Origin of the sequence: Blastomonas ursincola (genome assembly GCF_013607875.1) — a bacterium.
In the GTDB taxonomy this organism is placed as follows: domain Bacteria; phylum Pseudomonadota; class Alphaproteobacteria; order Sphingomonadales; family Sphingomonadaceae; genus Blastomonas; species Blastomonas ursincola.
In genome coordinates this window covers 926,177-943,714 of record NZ_VDES01000001.1, presented here as the reverse complement: position 1 = coordinate 943,714, position 17,538 = coordinate 926,177, and the positions used below count along the sequence as shown (strand labels likewise).

The window sequence follows — 17,538 nt, the reverse complement described above, 5'->3', positions numbered from 1 at the left end:
CCTCTCCTGAGATAAATCGTTATTGGATCCAATAATGCAGTTTGAGGAGCGTTGCAAGGCGGATGCGGGGGCTTGTCGGTGCGGGCGCACAGGCTAAACAGGGCGGCATGACTGCCCCGATGAAGCCCGGCCAGCGCGTGCTCTTTGCCCTGCGCAAGATGATCGTTTCCGGCGAGATTCCCGACGGCGCGCGCATCGCCGAAATCGCGACGGCCGAGCGTTTCGGCGTCTCGCGCATGCCGGTTCGCACCGCGCTGCGCACGCTGGAGCAGGAAGGGCTGGTGGCGAAGCTCGGGCGGCGCGGTTATGCGGCGCGCGGGGTGACGCCTGGCCAGATCGACGATGCGATCGAGGTGCGCGGCGTGCTCGAAGGACTGGCGGTGCGGCTGATCGCATCACGCCCGATTCCCTCCGGCTTTGCGCGCAGGCTGAAGGCGGTGCTGGCCGAGGGCGATGCGCTGTTCGCGGGCGACAGCTTTGCCCCCGAGGATATCGACCGCTTCTACAGCTACAATCTGGCGTTTCACGACCTGCTGCTCGACGCGAGCGGCAACAGCGCGATCGGGGTGGCCTTGTCGCGCAACAACCACCTGCCGCTGGCCTCGGCTGCTGCGCTGGCGCTCGACTGGGACGATCTCGCCAATGCACACACGAACCTCAAGGCCGCGCACGAGGAGCATCTCGCAGTCGCCGACGCGATCCTCTCGGGCCGCGCCGACGAGGCCGAACAGCGCATGCGCCAGCACGCGCGGGCCGCGCTCAACCCCGGGCTGATGCCGTTGGTGGGGACGGTTTGAGGGGGTGGCAGCGTTGATGCGCGCACACGAAGCTCCCCTCCCTGGAAGGGAGGGGAACGCGTAAAAATCGGACGCTCGTTTCTCCCCCGACCTCGTAGCCCGTCATTCCCGCGAACGCGGGATTCCCGCTCCTGTCCTGACGATGACGATTGAAGCGGGACCCCCGCGTTCGCGGGGGTGACGACCATTCGGGCGCTGAAGATCAACTCGCGATTCGAAAGTCGCCCTCGCGCTGCTCCTGCGCGCCGACGCGCCGGTCGAGCAGGTCGCCGAAGCTCAGTGGCTGAGCGATCAGGCTGGGGTGCGGCGAATAGCCGTCGTGCCAGCGCTTCGCCGAGATGGCCTCGCGCGCCAGGCTCATGCTGAACAGCCGCCGGGGCTCGGCCGAGCGGTTGTCGGGCCCGGCGTGCAGCATGTCGCTCTGGTAGAGGATCACCGTGCCCTTGCGCGGCGCGGTGGAGACAAGCCGGAACTCGCGGTCACGTTCGGCGCGCTGGCGGACCAGCTTCAGCAAGCGGCCAGGTCCGAGCATGCGCAGGCTGAACTGCGAATTCTTGCCGAGCACGAACCGCAGCAGATTGGGCTGGTGCTCGTCCCAGATGCGCGAGAACACTCGGTCGCCAAACTCGCCCGGCGCGAGCGGCGCGTCATTGTCGCGGCGCATGGCCCACAGCTTGGCCAGATTGTGCTTCAGGATGCGCCAGTTGCAGCCGATGCGGAACAGCTCCATCCGCTCCAGCGCGCTATCGCCATGCTTCGGCGCGGCACCATCGAACAGCTGCGTGCCGGGGACGAAAACCGTCCCGCCCTGCTGCTCGGACACGTCCTCCACCGCCGCGAACAGGCTGATCACGCCGCTGGGATCGCGATGGATATACTGGTGCGAGGAGCCGCGATAGCTGGTCAGCGTGGTGGCCTCGAGCAGCGGATGCGCACGGTCGCAATAATGTGCGAGCACTGCTTCGAGCCGCTGCGCGAGCGTCGCGACGAAATCGGTCACCGGCGGCGTTGCGGGCAGCGAGCAGAAATCGCGGCGCACATAGCGATTGTCGGTCTCGCTGGCAAAGGCGCAGCGCTGGCGGTTCGGATCATCGATGGTCTGACGGATCAGCTCCAGCCCGGTTTCGGCTTCCGCGTCGGACAGCAGACCGGTGAGCATGACCAGCCCATGCGCCTCCATCCGCGCTAGCGCTGCGGCGGCGCAGGCCGCCGTGAGCCTGCCCTGCGCGTCGAGTTCCGCAGGCAGCTCGAAGGCGGATGTATCGTTGGAGGTCTCCAAATTCTTCATGTCCAACTGTCCTGCATTATCTCGACATCGCCGGTTCAACTGCCGCGTCTTTGCGGTCCTGCGCGGCTGTATTGCCGAGCCATTGCTTGTCTTTTCTCTTGCCGCAGAAATTTCTACACTGGGTTAACCAGAGCAAACCGACATTCCGCTGTTCGAGCAAATGGCGAGCACGCGCCACGGATTTGCCAGCAGTCAGAGGATCGCTTTTTGAAGCAGATCATGCAATTGATGGCGATAGCGTGCAGCCTTGTTGCGGCTGTCAGTATTGCAATCGGTGCTATGGCCCAGGACATTTTGCCAGCATTGGATCAGGCCGCACGCGAGGCAATGGCGCAAACGGGGGCCAAAGGCCTCGCCATTGCCGTGATCGATAACGGTCAAGTGAGCGCCGTTCGCGCTTACGGAGTGCGCAATGCCAGGGGCGAACCGCTAGTGCCGGACACCGTGATGTACGGAGCCTCGCTTACCAAGGCCGTGTTCGGCTATCTGGTGATCCAGCTCGCAGCAGAAGGCCGGATCGATCTGGACCGACCGATTGCGGAATTGTTGCCTGATCCCCTGCCTAGCTACGGAAATGTCGATGCCTATGGCCATTGGGGCGATCTGGCATCGGATGAACGCTGGCGCTCGATCACCCCGCGCATGGCGCTGAACCACTCCACCGGCTTTGCCAATTTCGCCTTTCTCGAACCGGACGGTCGCTTGCGCATCCATTTCGATCCCGGCACTCGTTATGCCTATTCGGGCGAGGGGATCATGCTCCTGCAGTTCGGCCTGGAGCGGGGGCTGGGGATCGACGTCGAGCAGGAGCTGCAGCGCCGCTTTTTCGGCCCGTTGGGTATGACCCGCACAAGCCTGAAATGGCAGACAGCATTTGCCGACAATCTTGCCGATGGCTGGGATGCTGACGGCAAGGTCGAGCCGCATGACGAACGCAGCCGCGTCCGTGCCGCAGGTTCGATGGACACGACAATAGCCGATATGGCGCGGATGGCGGCCCATATGGTGCGCGGGGATGGCCTGCCTCCAGAAAGGCAGGCAATCTATCCGGAGGCAACGCTACCGATCACCACCCGCCAGCAGTTCCCTACCCTGCTGCCCGACGCATCCGAAAACGATCGCCCGCAGGCCAGGGCCGGGTTGGGCGTGATCGGCTTTACGGGGCCTCAGGGGCCGGGCTGGTACAAGGGCGGGCATAACGACACGACCGCTAACACTCTGGTCTGCCTGCAGGCGAGCCGTCGGTGCGTGCTGATCCTCTCGAACGATGTCCGCGCCGAAAGGGCCTTTCCAAAGCTGGTGCGCAGCGTGCTCGGAGAAACAGGCGTGCCCTATCGCTGGGAATATCCTGACTTGATGAACGAATGATCGCCGGAGGCACCGAAGGCGTTGATACCGCGCCTTTGCCGGCGTCATTCATTCCAAAGCACCGCGTTCATTGCCTAGGCACCGCGGCTGCGCATCGAAAATCGCAGTCGTGAATCAAATGGGATCCGATGCCCGTTCGGGGCGATGGAAGGCAACACGCTGCCGATACGGGGACTTCTCGCAATATCCCGGCTCCCGGTGCAAAGTCATGCGAAAGGCCCGAATGTAAAAAAGTTTTAACATCCATGCGGCAATGTCAAAAGGTTCTTACATTTTTAGGGCGAACATCCATGCCAAGCACATATTCCGCGAAACAGGCGTCCCGATCGGTCAGGATGGTGGCCATCACCCTTGCGATTGTGCTTGCCGCGCTGGCGGCCAAGGCGGGCTTGCGCGCGTGGGGTATCGATGATGGCGGCTGGGTGGCGCTGGGCTTCATGCTGGTCGGCTTCGCTGCGGTCTTCGCGCTTGCCTTGCCGTTCTGGAAGGGGCTCGACGATTTCCAGCGTCAGGGGCATGCGGTCAGCGTCTATTGGGGCAATCTGGCGGGGCTTGCGGTGACCGCGTGCATCATTGCGGCGGTCGGACTGGCCAGAAGCGAATTCATGCTGGGTGTGGCGACCCTGGCCACCATCCAGCTCGGCTGTTCGCTTCTCCTCTATGCCAACTGGCGGCTGAAGGGTCGGGGCTTCGGTTTCCGCACCGACGAATGAAGAACGCGTTGCGCGACTATCGCAAGGCACGCGGCCTCAGCCAGCTCGAACTGGCGGATGCGGTCGAGGTGACTCGGCAATCGATCATTGCGATGGAGGCGGAGAAATATGATCCGTCGCTTCCGATGGCCTATCGCCTGGCTGCGTTTTTCGACGTGCCGGTCGAGCAATTGTTCTTCAATTCGTGGAAAGCGAGCTAGGACGCGCGGACCGAGACCGTCAGAGGCTGAAAACGTGTCTCGTTGACGCGAGCGCTAACTCCCATCACTCTCCCACAGGCCGGGCCATCCATTCCAGCAGCGCGGCATTCACCGCATCGGGCGCTTCCATCGGCGCCATATGGCCCGCGCCTTCGAACACCACCATCGCCGCGCCGGCAATCGCCTCGGCGATGGGAACGTGCTGCTCGGGCGGGCTCCACTGGTCGAGTTCGCCGACGCCGACCAGTGCCGGGCAGGTGATCTGCGATAGCAGCGGCGCGGCGTCCGGGCGGTTGATCAGCGCGGTGATCTGCTGGCGGTGGATCGCGGGTGTCATGCGCTCGACCATCGCATAGAGCGTCGTGCGCAGCGCCGGGTCGGTATCGAGCAGGCCGGGGCGCACCATCGGCGGGAGCCACGCATCGGCGAGCGCGGTCATGCCTTGCCCTGCGCTGATGTCGAGCATCGCCTGGCGCTTGGACAACTCCTCTGGCGGCGCAGGGTGCACGCCGGTGTCGAGCAGGCCGATCCGCGCAACGCGCTCCGGCGCGAGGCGGAAGACCTCGAGCGTCACGCGCCCGCCCATCGAATGGCCGATGATCGAGAAGCGCTCTGGCGCGCTGTCCAGGATGTGCGCGGCCATGCCCTGCAGCGAATCGTGCCGGGTGAGGTCGGGAACGATGACCTCGTGCAGCGGCGACAAGGCGGCGATCTGGTGCGTCCAGACATCGGCATCGCACAGCAGGCCGGGGACAAGGATGACGGTTTCGCGCGTGGTCATAAGCTCAGCCCATTATATCGGGCAGGGGCTTTCCGTCCACGATCCTGGGCGCCGCCTCGATCAGCACGAAGACGATGCGGCAATTCTCGCTCGCCGACGGGTTGCGCCAGAGATGGATGGTGCCGCGCTGGACGATGATGTCGCCCGCGCGCGCGGTCGTCACCGCACCGTCGTCCAGCTCCAGCTCGACCGCGCCCGACAGCACGATGCCATAGTCGATGCTGCTCGACCTGTGGAAGGGCGAGACCCCGCCGGGCAGCATGTCGACGATGCGGATCACCGATCCCTGGTGCAGCGTCAGCCCGGCATCGCGGCTGCGCCCGTCGGTATCGTCGTTATTGTCCGCAGGCACGCTGGCCGTCGTCCAGATCAGGCTGAACGCGGCATCGCCAGAGGGGATCGGGGTCACTGGCAGCAGGTCGTCGGCGGTGAACACCGCGCGCCCGGCTTCGTCATGGCCGGTGACGATGCGGCGGACGGGGGGAGAGCCGGTCATCCCTTCACCACTTTCTGATCGATCGCGCCGAACAGCAGCCCGCCGTCGCGCAGTCGCGCTTCCATGCGGACGGTATCGCCGAAATGCATGAAGCCGGTGCGCGGCTTGCCTTCGTCGAGCATCTCGATGCCCCGCCGTTCGGCGATGCAGGACGAACCGATCTCGCGGAAATTGCTGTTCGATACGGTGCCCGATCCGATGATCGTGCCCGCGCAGAGCGAGCGCGTGCTGGCGGCATGCGCGACGAGTTCGTGAAAGCCGAATTCCATCGCGCCGCCTTCGGCATTGCCGAAACGTTCCCCGTTCCAGTCGACGGCAAGCGGCAGATGGACGCGACCCTCGCGCCAGGCATCGCCAAGCACCTCGGGCGTGACGGCAAAGGGCGCGACCGAACAGGCGGGCTTGGCGTGGATCCATCCGAAGCCGGTCTTCATCTCCACCGGCGCCAATGCTCGCAGCGACCAGTCGTTGATCTGCACCAGCAGCTTGATATGGCCGAGCGCCTGTTCGGGCGTCACGCCCATCGGCACGAAATCGGTGATGACGCCGAATTCGCCCTCGAAATCTATGCCATCCTCCTCGCGCGGAAGCGGCACATCGGCGGTGGCGCTGAGGAACTGGTGCGACAGGCCCTGGTACATCAGCGGGCGGCCCGCCGGCGGCGGCTCGGTGCCGAACAGCGTCTCCATCAGCTCGCCATGGCTGCGATAGGCCGAGCCGTCGAGCCATTGCCAGGCGCGGGGCAGGGGCGCAGCGAAGGCGAGGCCATCGGTGCTTTCGCCTTCGCCCGAATCGAGCCTAGCGCCGAGCGCGCGCAGCGCCGGTTCGGACGTTTCCCAGCTTTCGATCGCGGCCTGAAGCGTCGCGATCGCGGCGGGCAGATGGCGGCTGCCATCGGCGCTGACGACGACCAGCGCGCCATCGGGCGTGCCGTTCTCGATGGTGGCGAGTTTCATATTGGCGTCCTTTCGTGGATTACAGATCGGCGAGCGCATGGGCGACCAGATTGGCCAGGGTGCCATCGTGTGTCAGGCCCAGCGCGTCGGCGGCGGGGGTGGAGAGGGGCGGCTGCGCGCCGAATGCAGCTTCGATCGCCGGATCGGGCGCATAAGCCGCGAGCGCGGCATCGGCCCCGGTCTGGCGCGCCACCTCGGCGACCAATTCGCCCATGCGGATGTGCAGCGCGGGCAGGTTCAGCCGAGCCGTCGCGGGGTCCTCGGTCAAATCGAGCGCGGTGACGAGCTGCGCCACCAGCGCCCGGCGCGAGAGCAGCCAGCAGGTCGCATCGGCGGAGACGGGCAGCGTGATAGGCTCGCGCGCTTTCAGCGCATGGAACAGGTTGCTCAGGAACGCCGATTTCATCCCCGAAGGTGCGAGCGGGCGCGCGATGATGCCGGGCAGGCGCAGCGAAAGGCCACGCACCGCACCGCGCCGGGTGAGCGTGGCGATCCACTCCTCGATCATCGCCTTGTGCGCGCCATAGCGGAGCATAGGGCGCGCCGGGGTCAGGTCATCGACATGCGGCGGCAACGGGTCGCCGAACACCGCGATGCTGCTGGCGAAGAGCAGGCGCGGGGTGTTGCCATGCGCGGTGGCGGCGTCGATCAGCGCCATCGGAGCTGCGACGTTGATGCGCGCGGCGAGCGCCGGATCGGCTTCCGCGGCGCCGCCGGGAATGGTGGCGAGGTGGATGATCGCCGCGAGCGGTTCGGCTGTGAGCGCGGCGACCAGCGCGGGGTCGTCGATCTCGCCCGGCAGCGCGGTCACGCTCGGCAGATCGGCGAAATCCAGCCCGGTGCGGTCGGTCGCGATGACCGGACGCGTGCCCGCCAGCGCGCGCACCAGTGCCTGGCCGACAAAGCCGCCCGCACCGGTGATCAGGATGCGCTCAGCTGCCATCAGTGATCGAGGTGCCGCCATCGACGGCGATCTGCTGGCCGGTAATGAAACGCCCGGCATCCGAGGCGAGGAACAGCGCGGTTGCGGCAATATCCTCGACCTCGCCGACACGGCGCAGCGGGGTCATCTGCAGCCGCCGCTCCATGAATTCGGCATTGGCGATCAGGGGTTCGGACAGCGGCGTGCGGATCAGCCCGGGCGCGATCGCGTTGACGCGCACGCCCTTGGGCCCCCATTGCACCGCGAGGTTGCGCGCGAGCTGCGCGACGCCGGCCTTGGCGAGCGCATAGGCGTTGATGCTGCCATTGCCGCGCAGCGCCGACAGGCTCGACATCAGGATGACGCTGCCTGTGCCGCCCCCGGCCATATGCGGCAGCGCCAGGCCGGTCAGCGCGACCATCGAGCGCAGGTTGATCGCCATCACCCGGTCGAAATCGTCGAGCGACCAGCTGCCTGCCTCGCCGGTGATCCCGGCATTGCACACGAGGATGTCGATGCCGCCGAAGACCGAGCGCGTCCCTTCGACCAGTCTGGCCAGCGCATCGCTGTCGGTCACGTCGCAGGCAATGCCGCGCACGCGATAGCCCTGGCCCGCCAGCACGGTCTGCGTCTCGGCGACATCGCGCGCATCCTCGCTCGACACGACCACATTCGCGCCCATCTCGGCGAAGAGCTGCGCGATGCCGAGGCCGATGCCGCGCGTCGATCCGGTGACGATGGCCGTGCGGCCCGCAAGATCGAACGCGCTGCCTTGCATTGGTCAGTCTTCGATGATCGCCACCGCGCGCGTCCATCCGGCAGAGGCGCCGCGGATCTTGTGCGGGAAGCAGCTCACCGTGAAGCCGTGCGAGGGCAGGGCTTCGAGATTGTGCAGCTTTTCGAGGTGGCAATAGCCGATGTCGCGTCCGGCCTTGTGGCCCTCCCAGATCAGCGAGGTGTCGCCGGTCTCCGCGACCTTCTTGGCGGTATGGCTGAACGGCGCGTCCCAGCTCCAGGCATCGGTGCCGGTGACGCGGATGCCGCGTTCGAGCAGGTACATCGTTGCCTCATAGCCCATGCCGCAGCCGATATTGACATATTCGGGATTGCCGACCGCGCCGCCGGCTGCGGTGTTGACCAGCACGATCTCGAACGGCTGCAGCTCATGGCCGATGCGCTTCAGTTCGGCCTCGACATCGGCGGCGGTGGCGACATAGCCGTCCGGGAAATGCCGGAAATCGAGCTTCACGCCGGGGTTGAAGCACCATTCGAGCGGCACCTCGTCGATGGTGATCGCGCGCTGGCCGCCGTCCATCGTCGGGTGAAAATGCCAGGGCGCGTCGAGATGCGTGCCGTTATGCGTGGTCAGCGTGACCCATTCGGCCGCAGCAAAGCCCGCGCCATCGGGGGTCTGTTCCTGCGTCACGCCGGGGAAGAAATGACCCAGTTCGGCCACGGTATCGGCATGCTGCTGATAGGTGATCTTGGGCCGCATGAACGGCGGATCGGTGATGACGTCGTTTTCCAGATAGATCGACAGATCGACGAAGGTGCGGGCCATGATTATCCTCTCGGCAATATTGCGCGTAATGCGATGGGCGTGATGATCAGGCCCAGAAGCCCACCATAGACGATTTTCAGGGCGAGAGCGCTGCCCCATGGCAAGGTCGCGATGCCGCCCAGCCATAGCAAGCCTGTGACTGCCGCCGCCAGCGCCAGCGATGCGACAGCCAGCAAGACCGCCCGCGCCACGATGGCTTTGGCAACGGGAGGTGCGCCTGCCAGAATGCCCGAGACAATTTTCGCGCGTGTCTGCAGGGCTGGCATCAACGCGGCCATGAAGCCCGCTGCAAGGGTCTGCGGGATGAAATCCAGCGCCAGATTGTCCGGCGCGAACACCGCGATCAGGGGCTTCTTCCCGAAGACGAGAAAGAAGAAAGCCGCGCTGATCGCCATCGAGATGACGACCGAAATCAGCGTGCTTGTCCTGATATGCGCGGTTGTGAGCGTCATCCATCGACCCAGTTATAGGCCAGCGGCACTTCGCGAAAGGCGAAGCGGTCGATATGGCGTTCGAGCGCGCCCTTCAGCCCGTCGCGCTGGCCCTCGGCGCTGGCGTTGATCGTGCAGACGAGCGTGCCTTCTTCGGCATCGAGCGTGACCAAGGCGTCGGCGGGCCAGTCCGCCCCGCGCGCATCCTTCGCGAAGGTGATCTCCCCGTGCGTCTTGTCGAAGCTCACAGGCAGATTGTGTTCCCAGTGCTTGCAGACCTGTTGCAGATATTTGCTGGCACTGGCCGTCGGGATGCGGGCGGTGGCGACGAAGCTCATGAAACGGCCTTTCCGGTAACGTCGCCGCCCAGCGTGTCGGCAAACCAGTCGGCGATATAGTCGCAGCCATAGGACATGTTGTCAGCCCCCACATGCTCGACCCCCCCTTCGCGCGGCGTGAAGATCTTGAGTTCGCGCTGCGGGCTGTTGGTCAGCTGCTCGTAGCTCTGGTGCGCATAGTCGACGCTGATCTGGCGATCCTGCGCGCCATGGGTGACCAGGAAAGGCACCTTGATCCGCTCCATCACGCCATCAAGCGTCATGTCCTTCGACTTCTCGTGGAAATCGTCCATGTCCTTCGCGCCGAACACCCAGAGCACGTGTGCCCAGTAATGCGGGACCGGGTTCTCGCCTTCTCGGCGCAGGCGCTTCTGCTGCACTTCGGCCCAGTTGTGGTTCGCACCCCAGACCGCGCCGCTGGCAAAGCGCGGCTCGAACGCGACCGCGCGCGGTGCGAAATGACCACCGAGCGAGATGCCGGTCATGCCGATGCGCTTGGGATCGACATCGGGCTGCTTCTCGAGCCAGTCGACCGCAGGCGAGGCCCATTTTTCCGAATGCGGCGTCGCGGGCAGATTGCTGATGCGCAGCGCCTCGCCAGTGCCCGGCTGGTCGACGCACAGGGTAGAAATGCCCCGTGCTGCCAGCGCCTGGGGCAGGTTCGACCAGTAGAGCAGTTCCTTCGAGCTATCGAGGCCGTTGCAATAAACCACAACCGGCTTGGGACCATCGCCCGGCGCGCGGACATAGAGCGCGGGATATTCGCTGCCCTCATAGGGGATCATCACGCGCTCGACCGGGTGGTTGCCCAGCTTCATCGCCCTGGCAAAGGTGTCCTGCGCCAGCGCGAAGGTCGCGACGCGCGCGGGGTTGCCATGGCCCTGCATGCGCTCACCGACCAGCAGGTAGAGCGCGGCGCGCTCCAGCTTCTTGGAGGCAGAGAGGGTGCGGCCGCGCGCCTCGTCCTCGGCGGCAAGCTCGATCAGCTTTTCGCCCATCGCCACCCATTGCTGCAGGAATTCGCCGGTGCCGGCATCCTCGCCATTGGCCGCCGCATCGCGGATCGGCTTGCACATGTCGATGATTTCGCCGATCTTGCCGCCGCTTTCCAGCGCGATCGAGACCGACAGGTTCCAGACATAATTGGGGAAATATTCGAACAGGGCCATGGGGATCAGACTCCGGCAGGCTGGAAAAGGCCTGCGTCGGGCGCAGGATGCGGCATGGTCTGCGGTCCGCCGACGCCGATGCCCCACTGGTCCATGACCATCGGGGCAGGGGTATGCACCTTGGCTTCCCAAGTGGCGTCGTCGACTTCCTCGAGATCGGCAGTATATTCGACCGCAAAGCCTGCGGGCGTGGTAAAATAGCTGAAGGTGTTGTTGCCTGCGGTATGACGGCCGGGGCCCCAGCGGATATCGGTGCCCTGCTGCTTCAGGCGGTGGATGCCGCGCATCATGTCGTCGACGCCCAGCATGTCATAGGCGACATGGTTGAGACAGGCGGGGCCAGGTAGCAGCGCGATGCGGTGGTGCCACTGGTTGCAGCGCAGGAAGCACATGAAATCGCCCAGCCAATCGCTGACCTTGAAGCCCAGCACGTCGGTGAAGAAGCGGACCATTTCCTTGTGGTCGGGCGAGTGCAGCACGATATGGCTGATCTTCTGCGGAATGCCTTCCCAGCGGGTCAGTTCGCGCGCGGTACCGCGCGCGACGTCGCTCGAGATCTCGAACGGCAGGCCGTCCTTGCTGAAGAAGCGGAAGCCATAGCCGCCGCCCAGCGTGTCGAGCTCCTTGGGCGCGAACACGATCTGGCAGCCATAATCGGCGACCTTGGCGTGCAGCGCATCGACATCGGCGCGGCTGTCTGCGGCGAGGGTGATGATGTCGATCCGCTGCGTGTCGGATGCGCGAAGGCGCACGACATAGAGCTCGTCATTGCCCTCAGCGGCAAAGTGCAGCATCCCGTCCTTCTCGCCTGCTTCCTTGAGGCCCCAGACGTCGCGATAGAAGGCGGCCTCGGCGGCCAGATCGGTCACGGCATAGCCGACATGGCGAATTTCGCTGACACGTGCCATAATTCTAACTCCTTGATTTGACTGAAAAGGGGCGAGCGTCAGATCGGCTCTGCCACCTTCATGAACATTTCCTGCGTGGCCTTGGCATTGTCCACGAGCGGCCCCTTGCCGATCTGGCCGAAGCAGATCGCGCGCGAGGATTCGACGATATAGCGGCAGCGCTCGAAGCGGCGGTCGCGATAGGCGGTAAGCGCTGCATCGAGGGTGTCGGCCTTGACCAGCTCGTCCGCCAGCACCAGTGCGTCCTCGATCGCCATGCCGGCGCCCTGGCCGAGATGCGGCGTGGTGGCATGCACCGCATCGCCGAGCAGCACGACCCGGCCCTTGTGCCAGGCGCCTTCCAGGAACATCCATTCGAGCGGCTTGTAGACCACCTCGTCATCCTCGGTGATCTGGCCGACCAGCGCCTGGATGGCGGGCGAAGGCACGCCGGCGATTTTGGAGCGCATCGTGCTCGCCAGATCTTCCTTGGCGTACCAGGGATTGCCCGGCTCGGGCGTGGTGACATACATGTACATCAGCTCGTCCGAGAGAGGGACGAGGCCGATGCCGGTCTGGCCTTCATAGGCCTGCAGGCCGATGACATCGGGGGTCCGCTTGAAGTTGTAGCGCCACACCGACTGGCCGGTGAATTCGGGCTTGGGCGCATCGGGGAAGATCATCCCGCGCGTCTGCGAATAGAGCCCGTCCGCCCCTACCACCAGATCGAAGATGCCGCTCGACCCGTCGCTGAAGGTGACCGCAACACCCTCGCCATCGTCGACCAGCGTGCTGATGGTGATGCCCAGCCGGATGTCCGCGCCCGCTTCCTTGGCGCGGTCGCCCAGCACCTTGTGCAGCGCCCGCCTGCCGATGCCGACATTGCCCGGATAGCCTTCGACCAGGCGCGGCGTCGGGATGTCCGCAACGCACACGCCGGTCGGGATATAGACCTGGACGCGATCGAAACCGAAACCTGCGTTGATATAATCGTCGATCAGGCCCAGCTCGGTCATCGCGCGGACGACATTGCCCTGCTGGATGATGCCGACGCCATAGACTGACCAGTCGGGATCGCGCTCGATCACCTCAACTTCAAAACCCTTGCGGCACAATGCGATGGCGGAGGTCAGTCCGCCGATCCCGCCGCCCACGATCAAGATTCGCATGTCCTTCATGCCGATATGCCTCTCCCCGCCCGGCATTGCGACGCCGGGCCTGTTCATCCCGGCCTAGATAAGGGGAGAGCTGTAAATCTGTAAATCTTATTGTATTTATGCCTAGGTATCAGTTCTGCAAATGGATTGTGTCAATCGAGCTTGCTGTCGCGGCGCAGCTCCCCGCGCAGCCAGGCCAGCCCTTCATCGGCGCTGCGGGCATGGTTGAACTGCATCATCTCGCGCATCGCCGGAAACTCGAAGGGAATGGGTGCGATCGCCAGCGGAAACATCCGTGCCATCACGCGCGCCAGCCGTTCGTGCATCAAAGCGAGCCGATTGGTCTCGATGATCAGCCAGGGCACGACCGTGAACGACGAGGCGGTCATCTCCATCCGGCGGAAATGCCCAAGCTTCTCCATGATGCTGTCGGCAAAGGCGCTGGTACGCTGGTTGCCCATCTGGATGCCGACATGGCCTGCGCGCAGCACATCCTCCAGCGTCACCTCGCCGGCAAAGACGGGATTGTTCTTCCATCCGACAATCACATGGCGCTCCTCGAACAGCAGTTCGGCGGGCTGGCCGGGGTTGATGAACTCCTCGGGCGTGATCAGCAGGTCGAATGCTCCCTGCGCGATCAGATCCGCGCTGCCGTCAGAGGGCAGCACCGCTTCCAGCCTTATGCCCGGTGCGACATGCGCCAGGCGACGCGACAGCGGCGCGATGACCGCAGCGGTGATATAGTCCGACGCGATCAGCCGGAACACGCGTTGCGACGTGGCAGGGTCGAAACTGGTCGAGGTGGTGATCAGCGCATCGATGCGGCGCAGCGTGTCCTGCACCATCGGTACCAGCGATTCGGCATAGGGGGTGGGGAACATGCGCTTGCCCTGCAGCACCAGCAGATCGTCGCCGAAATAGTCGCGCAGCCGCCCCAATGCCGCGCTCATCGCGGGCTGGCTGAGATTGAGCTGCTCGGCGGCGCGCGAGACGCTGCGCGTGTCCATCAGCACGCTGAAGGCGACGAGCAGGTTGAGATCGAGACCCTTGAAGCGCATGCGATTAACCTATCAGTGTGATTGTTGGATTATCATTAAAACAAAAGATTTCACCTATGGCTAGCATTTCTCGTAAACACGTTCCCGATACAGCGGGTGCCCGTGCAGGCATCACGCGCTTTTGGGGAGATTGATGATGAAGGCATTTCTGCTGGCCACCACCGTGCTCGCGGCTCTGAGCGTTCCCGCCACCGCCATCGCACAGGATGCCACCGCTTCCGAGCAAGCCGAAGCCACCGAAGACCAGGGTCTGGGCGAGATCGTCGTGACTGCGCAACGCCGCGAGGAAAGCCTGCAGCGCGCCGCCGTCGCCGTGACGGCCGTGGGCGGCGAGGATCTAGTCAATGCCGGGATCACCGAAACCGCCAATCTCGGCCGTCTGGTCCCCTCGCTGGTCGTCCAGCCGACCGGCGGCACCACCAGCTTCTTTCTGCGCGGCGTTGGCACCAATTCGCAGAACTCGTTCGCTGAAAACGCGGTCGCGTTCAACTTCAACGGCATCTATGTCGGCCGCCCGACCGCGCCGGCAGGCGTGTTCTACGATCTCGAGCGTGTCGAGGTGGTCAAGGGTCCGCAGGGCACGCTCTATGGGCGCAACGCCACCGGCGGCGCGATCAACGTCATTCCGAAAAAGCCCGTGCTGGGCACGTTCGGCGGCGAGGGATTCTTCGAATATGGCAATTACGACAGCAAGAAGTCGGTCGTCGCGCTGAACATTCCGATCGGCGACACGGTCGCGCTGCGCCTCGCGGGCCAGGTGGTCGATCGCGATGGCTATATCTCGGACGGCTATGACGATGACAAGGGCGAGGCCTTCCGCGCGTCGCTGCTGATCGAACCGTCGGATCGCTGGTCGATGCTGCTGGTCGCGGATTACTACAATCAGGGCGGCAAGGGCGCGGGCGCGGTGCTGCTGCCCGAGGCTCGCTACACGGTCCCCGCGCTGGAAGACCGCGTGAGCATCTCCGATCCGCGGGCACGGGCCGCCATCCGCCAGCTCGCATCGGGCATCTTCGCGCCACCGTTCTGCGGAGGCCCGGGCAATTTCGTCAACAGCGGCTGCGTCGCGCTGCCCGGCACCGACGGGTTCCTGGACAACGAGTTCATCGGCGTGAGCGCCACGATCACCGGCGATATGGGCTTCGGCACGCTGACCTTCATTCCGGCCTATCGCCGATCGGATGTGAACGTTCTGACCTATCTGCCGGGCTTTGCAGGAACGATTCGCGACGTTGCCGAGCAGAGCTCGCTTGAGGTCCGGCTCGCGTCTAACGAGGACCAGCGGCTGCGCTATGTCGTCGGCCTGTTCTATTTCGGCGAAAACCAGGAAACCGAGAATTTCTTCCGCCAGGGCAATATCTCGACCACGCGCTTCACCCCGCGTCTGAGCACCGAAAGCGTTGCCGCTTTCGGCCAGCTGACCTTCGACATCACCGATACGCTGCGTCTCGTCGCCGGTGGCCGTTATACGAAGGAAGACAAGAAGCAGCTGACCTCGGTCGCCTCGGGCGGTCTGCCCGGCCCGATCAATCCGCCGCTCAGCGCGCCGTTCACCGGCGACCTGTCGTTCGAGAAATTCACCTGGAAGGCGGGTCTCGAATGGGATGCCGGTCCGCAGTCGCTGGTCTATGCAAACGCTGCGACCGGCTTCAAGTCGGGCGGCTTCTTCGTCGCCCAGCCGCCGAACAACACCTTCGCGCCCGAAAACCTCACCGCGTTCACGGTGGGTGCCAAGAACCGCTTCTTCGACAACAAGCTGCAGCTGAACATCGAGGCCTTCTACTGGGACTACAAGGACCAGCAGATCACCTTTGTCGGCGGCGTGCGGACCGCTGGCGGCATCTTTGCGCAGGGTTCGACCACGGTGAACGCGGGCAAGTCGCGCATCTATGGTGCCGAGCTGGAGGCCCGGTTCGCGCCGAGCCGCAACGACCTGTTCAGCCTCAACGTGCAGTATCTTAACGGCAAATATGACCGCCTGACCACGGCGAACTTCTCACCCACCGGAGCGCCGGTGACCACGGGATGCACCACGCTGGGCAGCCGTCTTGCCAATCCGGGCGTCAACACCGCGCGCTTCTTCGACATCGACTGTTCGGGCCGCCCGACGGTCAACTCGCCGAAATGGGCGCTGAACCTGGGCTATGAGCGCACGTTCGAGCTGACCGGCGACCTTAATCTCATCCTCGGCGCGCGCGGCAATATCGAGAGCAGCCGCTTCATGAACTCGAATTTCCGTCCGGAAGAACGCCAGGGCAGCTTTGCCATGGCCGATGCCTATGCGACGCTGGAAGATCGCGGTGGCTGGAACATCACCGCGTTCATCAACAACATCACCGACGAGGAAGTGCTGGCGCGTGCGGGCACCCGCCCGATCCTCGACTTCCCGGTGGCGACGCTGCGTCCGCCGCGGACCTATGGCGTGCGCGTAGGGTTCAACTTCTGATGCGCGGCTGGGCGGTCGCACCGGTGCTAGCGGTTCTTCTGGCCGCAGCACCGGTCGCGGCCCAGCCCGTGCCGGGCGCGGACGGTTTCATCACCCTCGGCACGATGGGCGGCCCGGTGCCTTCGCCGGACCGGTCGCAGCCCGCCAACGCGCTGGTGCATCAGGGCAAGGTCTATCTGGTCGATGCGGGCGACGGCACGGTCCAGCAGCTGGCGCGTGCCGGCATCCTGTTGCCCAGGGTGCGCGCGGTGTTTCTCAGCCATCTGCATGCCGATCACACCGGCGGGCTTTCCGCCGTGCTCGCACTGCGCAACCAGACCAACCAGCGCGATCCCATCACCGTTTATGGTCCTCCGGGCACGCGCGAACTTGTCGCCGGCATGGTCGCCTCGATGCAGCCCGCCGCGCGCGTCGGCTATGGCATTCCCGGCCAGCCCTGGGCACCGCCTGCTGACACGGTGCGGGTGATCGAGCTGACCGATGGCGAGCGGATGGCGGTCGACGGATTCTCGGTCACCGCCGCGCAGAATTCGCATTACGATTTCGCGCCGGGAAGCCTTGAGGACCGCAACTACAAATCGTTCAGTTTCCGCTTCGATCTGGGATCGCGCTCGATCGTCTATACCGGCGATACCGGGCCCAGCGCGGCGGTGGAGAAACTCGCCAAAGGCGCCGACCTGCTGGTCAGCGAGATGATCGATATGGGCGGCACCATGGCCAATGTCGCGCGCAATTCGCCCGACATGCCACCCCAGGCGAAGCAGCAGCTCGAGCAGCACCTGTCCACGCACCATCTGACGCCCGATGCCGTGGGCCAGCTGGCATCGCGGGCAGGGGTGAAGGCGCTGGTGATCACGCATTTTGCCGCAGGCACGCCCGATCCGGAGCGGACCAAGGGCTATATTGCCGAGATCAGAAAGCGCTTCACCGGTCCGGTAACGCTCGCCAACGATCTCGACCGCTTCTGACC

The 17,538-nt window shown here is 64.8% G+C and carries 20 protein-coding genes; 6 read left to right on the top strand and 14 right to left on the bottom strand.

Going from position 1 to position 17,538, the window contains the following annotated elements; all coding sequences use genetic code 11:
• Positions 1-107 precede the first annotated feature (107 nt).
• Positions 108-797: a GntR family transcriptional regulator gene (locus tag FG486_RS04410; RefSeq protein ID WP_181266578.1), complete on the top strand. Its 690-nt coding sequence runs from the start codon at positions 108-110 to the stop codon at positions 795-797.
• Positions 798-999: 202 nt separating this feature from the next.
• Here FG486_RS04410 and FG486_RS04405 read toward each other — a convergent pair whose 3' ends face one another.
• On the bottom strand, positions 1,000-2,085 hold the full coding sequence (locus FG486_RS04405; RefSeq protein WP_181266577.1) for a phytanoyl-CoA dioxygenase family protein: 1,086 nt from the start codon (positions 2,083-2,085) through the stop codon (positions 1,000-1,002).
• A 192-nt stretch (positions 2,086-2,277) separates the two neighbouring features.
• Positions 2,278-2,466 (bottom strand): hypothetical protein, encoded by a 189-nt coding sequence (locus FG486_RS18110; RefSeq protein WP_241695638.1) that lies wholly within the window; start codon positions 2,464-2,466, stop codon positions 2,278-2,280.
• On the opposite strand from FG486_RS18110, the gene FG486_RS04400 reads away from it, so the two are divergent.
• The 3 genes from FG486_RS04400 (at position 2,413) to FG486_RS04390 (ending at position 4,366) form a co-directional block, all read left to right on the top strand.
• Positions 2,413-3,453, top strand: coding sequence for a serine hydrolase domain-containing protein (locus tag FG486_RS04400; RefSeq protein WP_241695623.1), 1,041 nt, complete (start codon positions 2,413-2,415; stop codon positions 3,451-3,453). The genes FG486_RS18110 and FG486_RS04400 overlap by 54 nt on opposite strands.
• Positions 3,454-3,743: 290 nt before the next feature.
• Positions 3,744-4,166 (top strand): hypothetical protein, encoded by a 423-nt coding sequence (locus FG486_RS04395; protein ID WP_181266576.1) that lies wholly within the window; start codon positions 3,744-3,746, stop codon positions 4,164-4,166.
• Positions 4,163-4,366, top strand: coding sequence for a helix-turn-helix transcriptional regulator (locus tag FG486_RS04390; protein WP_181266575.1), 204 nt, complete (start codon positions 4,163-4,165; stop codon positions 4,364-4,366). The genes FG486_RS04395 and FG486_RS04390 overlap by 4 nt, the downstream gene beginning before the upstream one ends.
• A gap of 64 nt (positions 4,367-4,430) precedes the next feature.
• Here the strand turns inward: FG486_RS04390 and FG486_RS04385 are convergent, their stop codons facing one another.
• From FG486_RS04385 to FG486_RS04330, 12 genes are all read right to left on the bottom strand, one after another.
• Complete coding sequence (locus tag FG486_RS04385) at positions 4,431-5,147, bottom strand: alpha/beta fold hydrolase (protein ID WP_181266574.1); 717 nt, start codon at positions 5,145-5,147, stop codon at positions 4,431-4,433.
• A gap of 4 nt (positions 5,148-5,151) precedes the next feature.
• A complete protein-coding gene (locus tag FG486_RS04380; protein ID WP_181266573.1) occupies positions 5,152-5,643 on the bottom strand; it encodes a cupin domain-containing protein in 492 nt (163 codons plus the stop codon).
• Positions 5,640-6,599, bottom strand: a complete 960-nt coding sequence (locus tag FG486_RS04375; protein WP_181266572.1) for a fumarylacetoacetate hydrolase family protein — start codon at positions 6,597-6,599, stop codon at positions 5,640-5,642. Before FG486_RS04375 ends, FG486_RS04380 begins: the two co-directional genes overlap by 4 nt.
• 19 nt (positions 6,600-6,618) lie before the next feature.
• On the bottom strand, positions 6,619-7,542 hold the full coding sequence (locus FG486_RS04370; protein ID WP_181266571.1) for an NAD-dependent epimerase/dehydratase family protein: 924 nt from the start codon (positions 7,540-7,542) through the stop codon (positions 6,619-6,621).
• The gene (locus tag FG486_RS04365) at positions 7,532-8,299 is read right to left on the bottom strand and encodes an SDR family NAD(P)-dependent oxidoreductase (protein ID WP_181266570.1); all 768 of its coding nucleotides are present in this window, start codon (positions 8,297-8,299) and stop codon (positions 7,532-7,534) included. The genes FG486_RS04370 and FG486_RS04365 overlap by 11 nt, the downstream gene beginning before the upstream one ends.
• Before the next feature lie 3 nt (positions 8,300-8,302).
• Positions 8,303-9,082: a cyclase family protein gene (locus tag FG486_RS04360; protein WP_181266569.1), complete on the bottom strand. Its 780-nt coding sequence runs from the start codon at positions 9,080-9,082 to the stop codon at positions 8,303-8,305.
• Positions 9,083-9,084: 2 nt separating this feature from the next.
• Positions 9,085-9,534 (bottom strand): hypothetical protein, encoded by a 450-nt coding sequence (locus FG486_RS04355; protein WP_181266568.1) that lies wholly within the window; start codon positions 9,532-9,534, stop codon positions 9,085-9,087.
• Positions 9,531-9,851 carry a DUF2218 domain-containing protein gene (locus FG486_RS04350; protein ID WP_066283389.1) on the bottom strand — a complete coding sequence of 107 codons (321 nt, stop codon included), beginning with the start codon at positions 9,849-9,851 and terminating at the stop codon, positions 9,531-9,533. The genes FG486_RS04355 and FG486_RS04350 overlap by 4 nt, the downstream gene beginning before the upstream one ends.
• Entirely contained in the window at positions 9,848-11,020 is a 1,173-nt protein-coding gene (locus tag FG486_RS04345) for an alpha/beta hydrolase family protein (RefSeq protein ID WP_181266567.1), read from the bottom strand. The genes FG486_RS04350 and FG486_RS04345 overlap by 4 nt, the downstream gene beginning before the upstream one ends.
• A 5-nt stretch (positions 11,021-11,025) precedes the next feature.
• Positions 11,026-11,928, bottom strand: a complete 903-nt coding sequence (locus FG486_RS04340) for a VOC family protein (protein WP_066283396.1) — start codon at positions 11,926-11,928, stop codon at positions 11,026-11,028.
• 38 nt (positions 11,929-11,966) lie between these two features.
• The gene (locus FG486_RS04335) at positions 11,967-13,085 is read right to left on the bottom strand and encodes an FAD-dependent oxidoreductase (RefSeq protein ID WP_066283402.1); all 1,119 of its coding nucleotides are present in this window, start codon (positions 13,083-13,085) and stop codon (positions 11,967-11,969) included.
• 131 nt (positions 13,086-13,216) lie between these two features.
• Complete coding sequence (locus tag FG486_RS04330) at positions 13,217-14,122, bottom strand: LysR family transcriptional regulator (protein WP_066283398.1); 906 nt, start codon at positions 14,120-14,122, stop codon at positions 13,217-13,219.
• Positions 14,123-14,255: 133 nt separating this feature from the next.
• Between FG486_RS04330 and FG486_RS04325 the strand changes: the two genes are divergently transcribed.
• Both FG486_RS04325 and FG486_RS04320 read left to right on the top strand, forming a co-directional pair.
• The gene (locus tag FG486_RS04325; RefSeq protein ID WP_231750175.1) at positions 14,256-16,568 is read left to right on the top strand and encodes a TonB-dependent receptor; all 2,313 of its coding nucleotides are present in this window, start codon (positions 14,256-14,258) and stop codon (positions 16,566-16,568) included.
• Entirely contained in the window at positions 16,568-17,536 is a 969-nt protein-coding gene (locus FG486_RS04320) for an MBL fold metallo-hydrolase (RefSeq protein ID WP_181266566.1), read from the top strand. Before FG486_RS04325 ends, FG486_RS04320 begins: the two co-directional genes overlap by 1 nt.
• Positions 17,537-17,538: the final 2 nt, after the last annotated feature.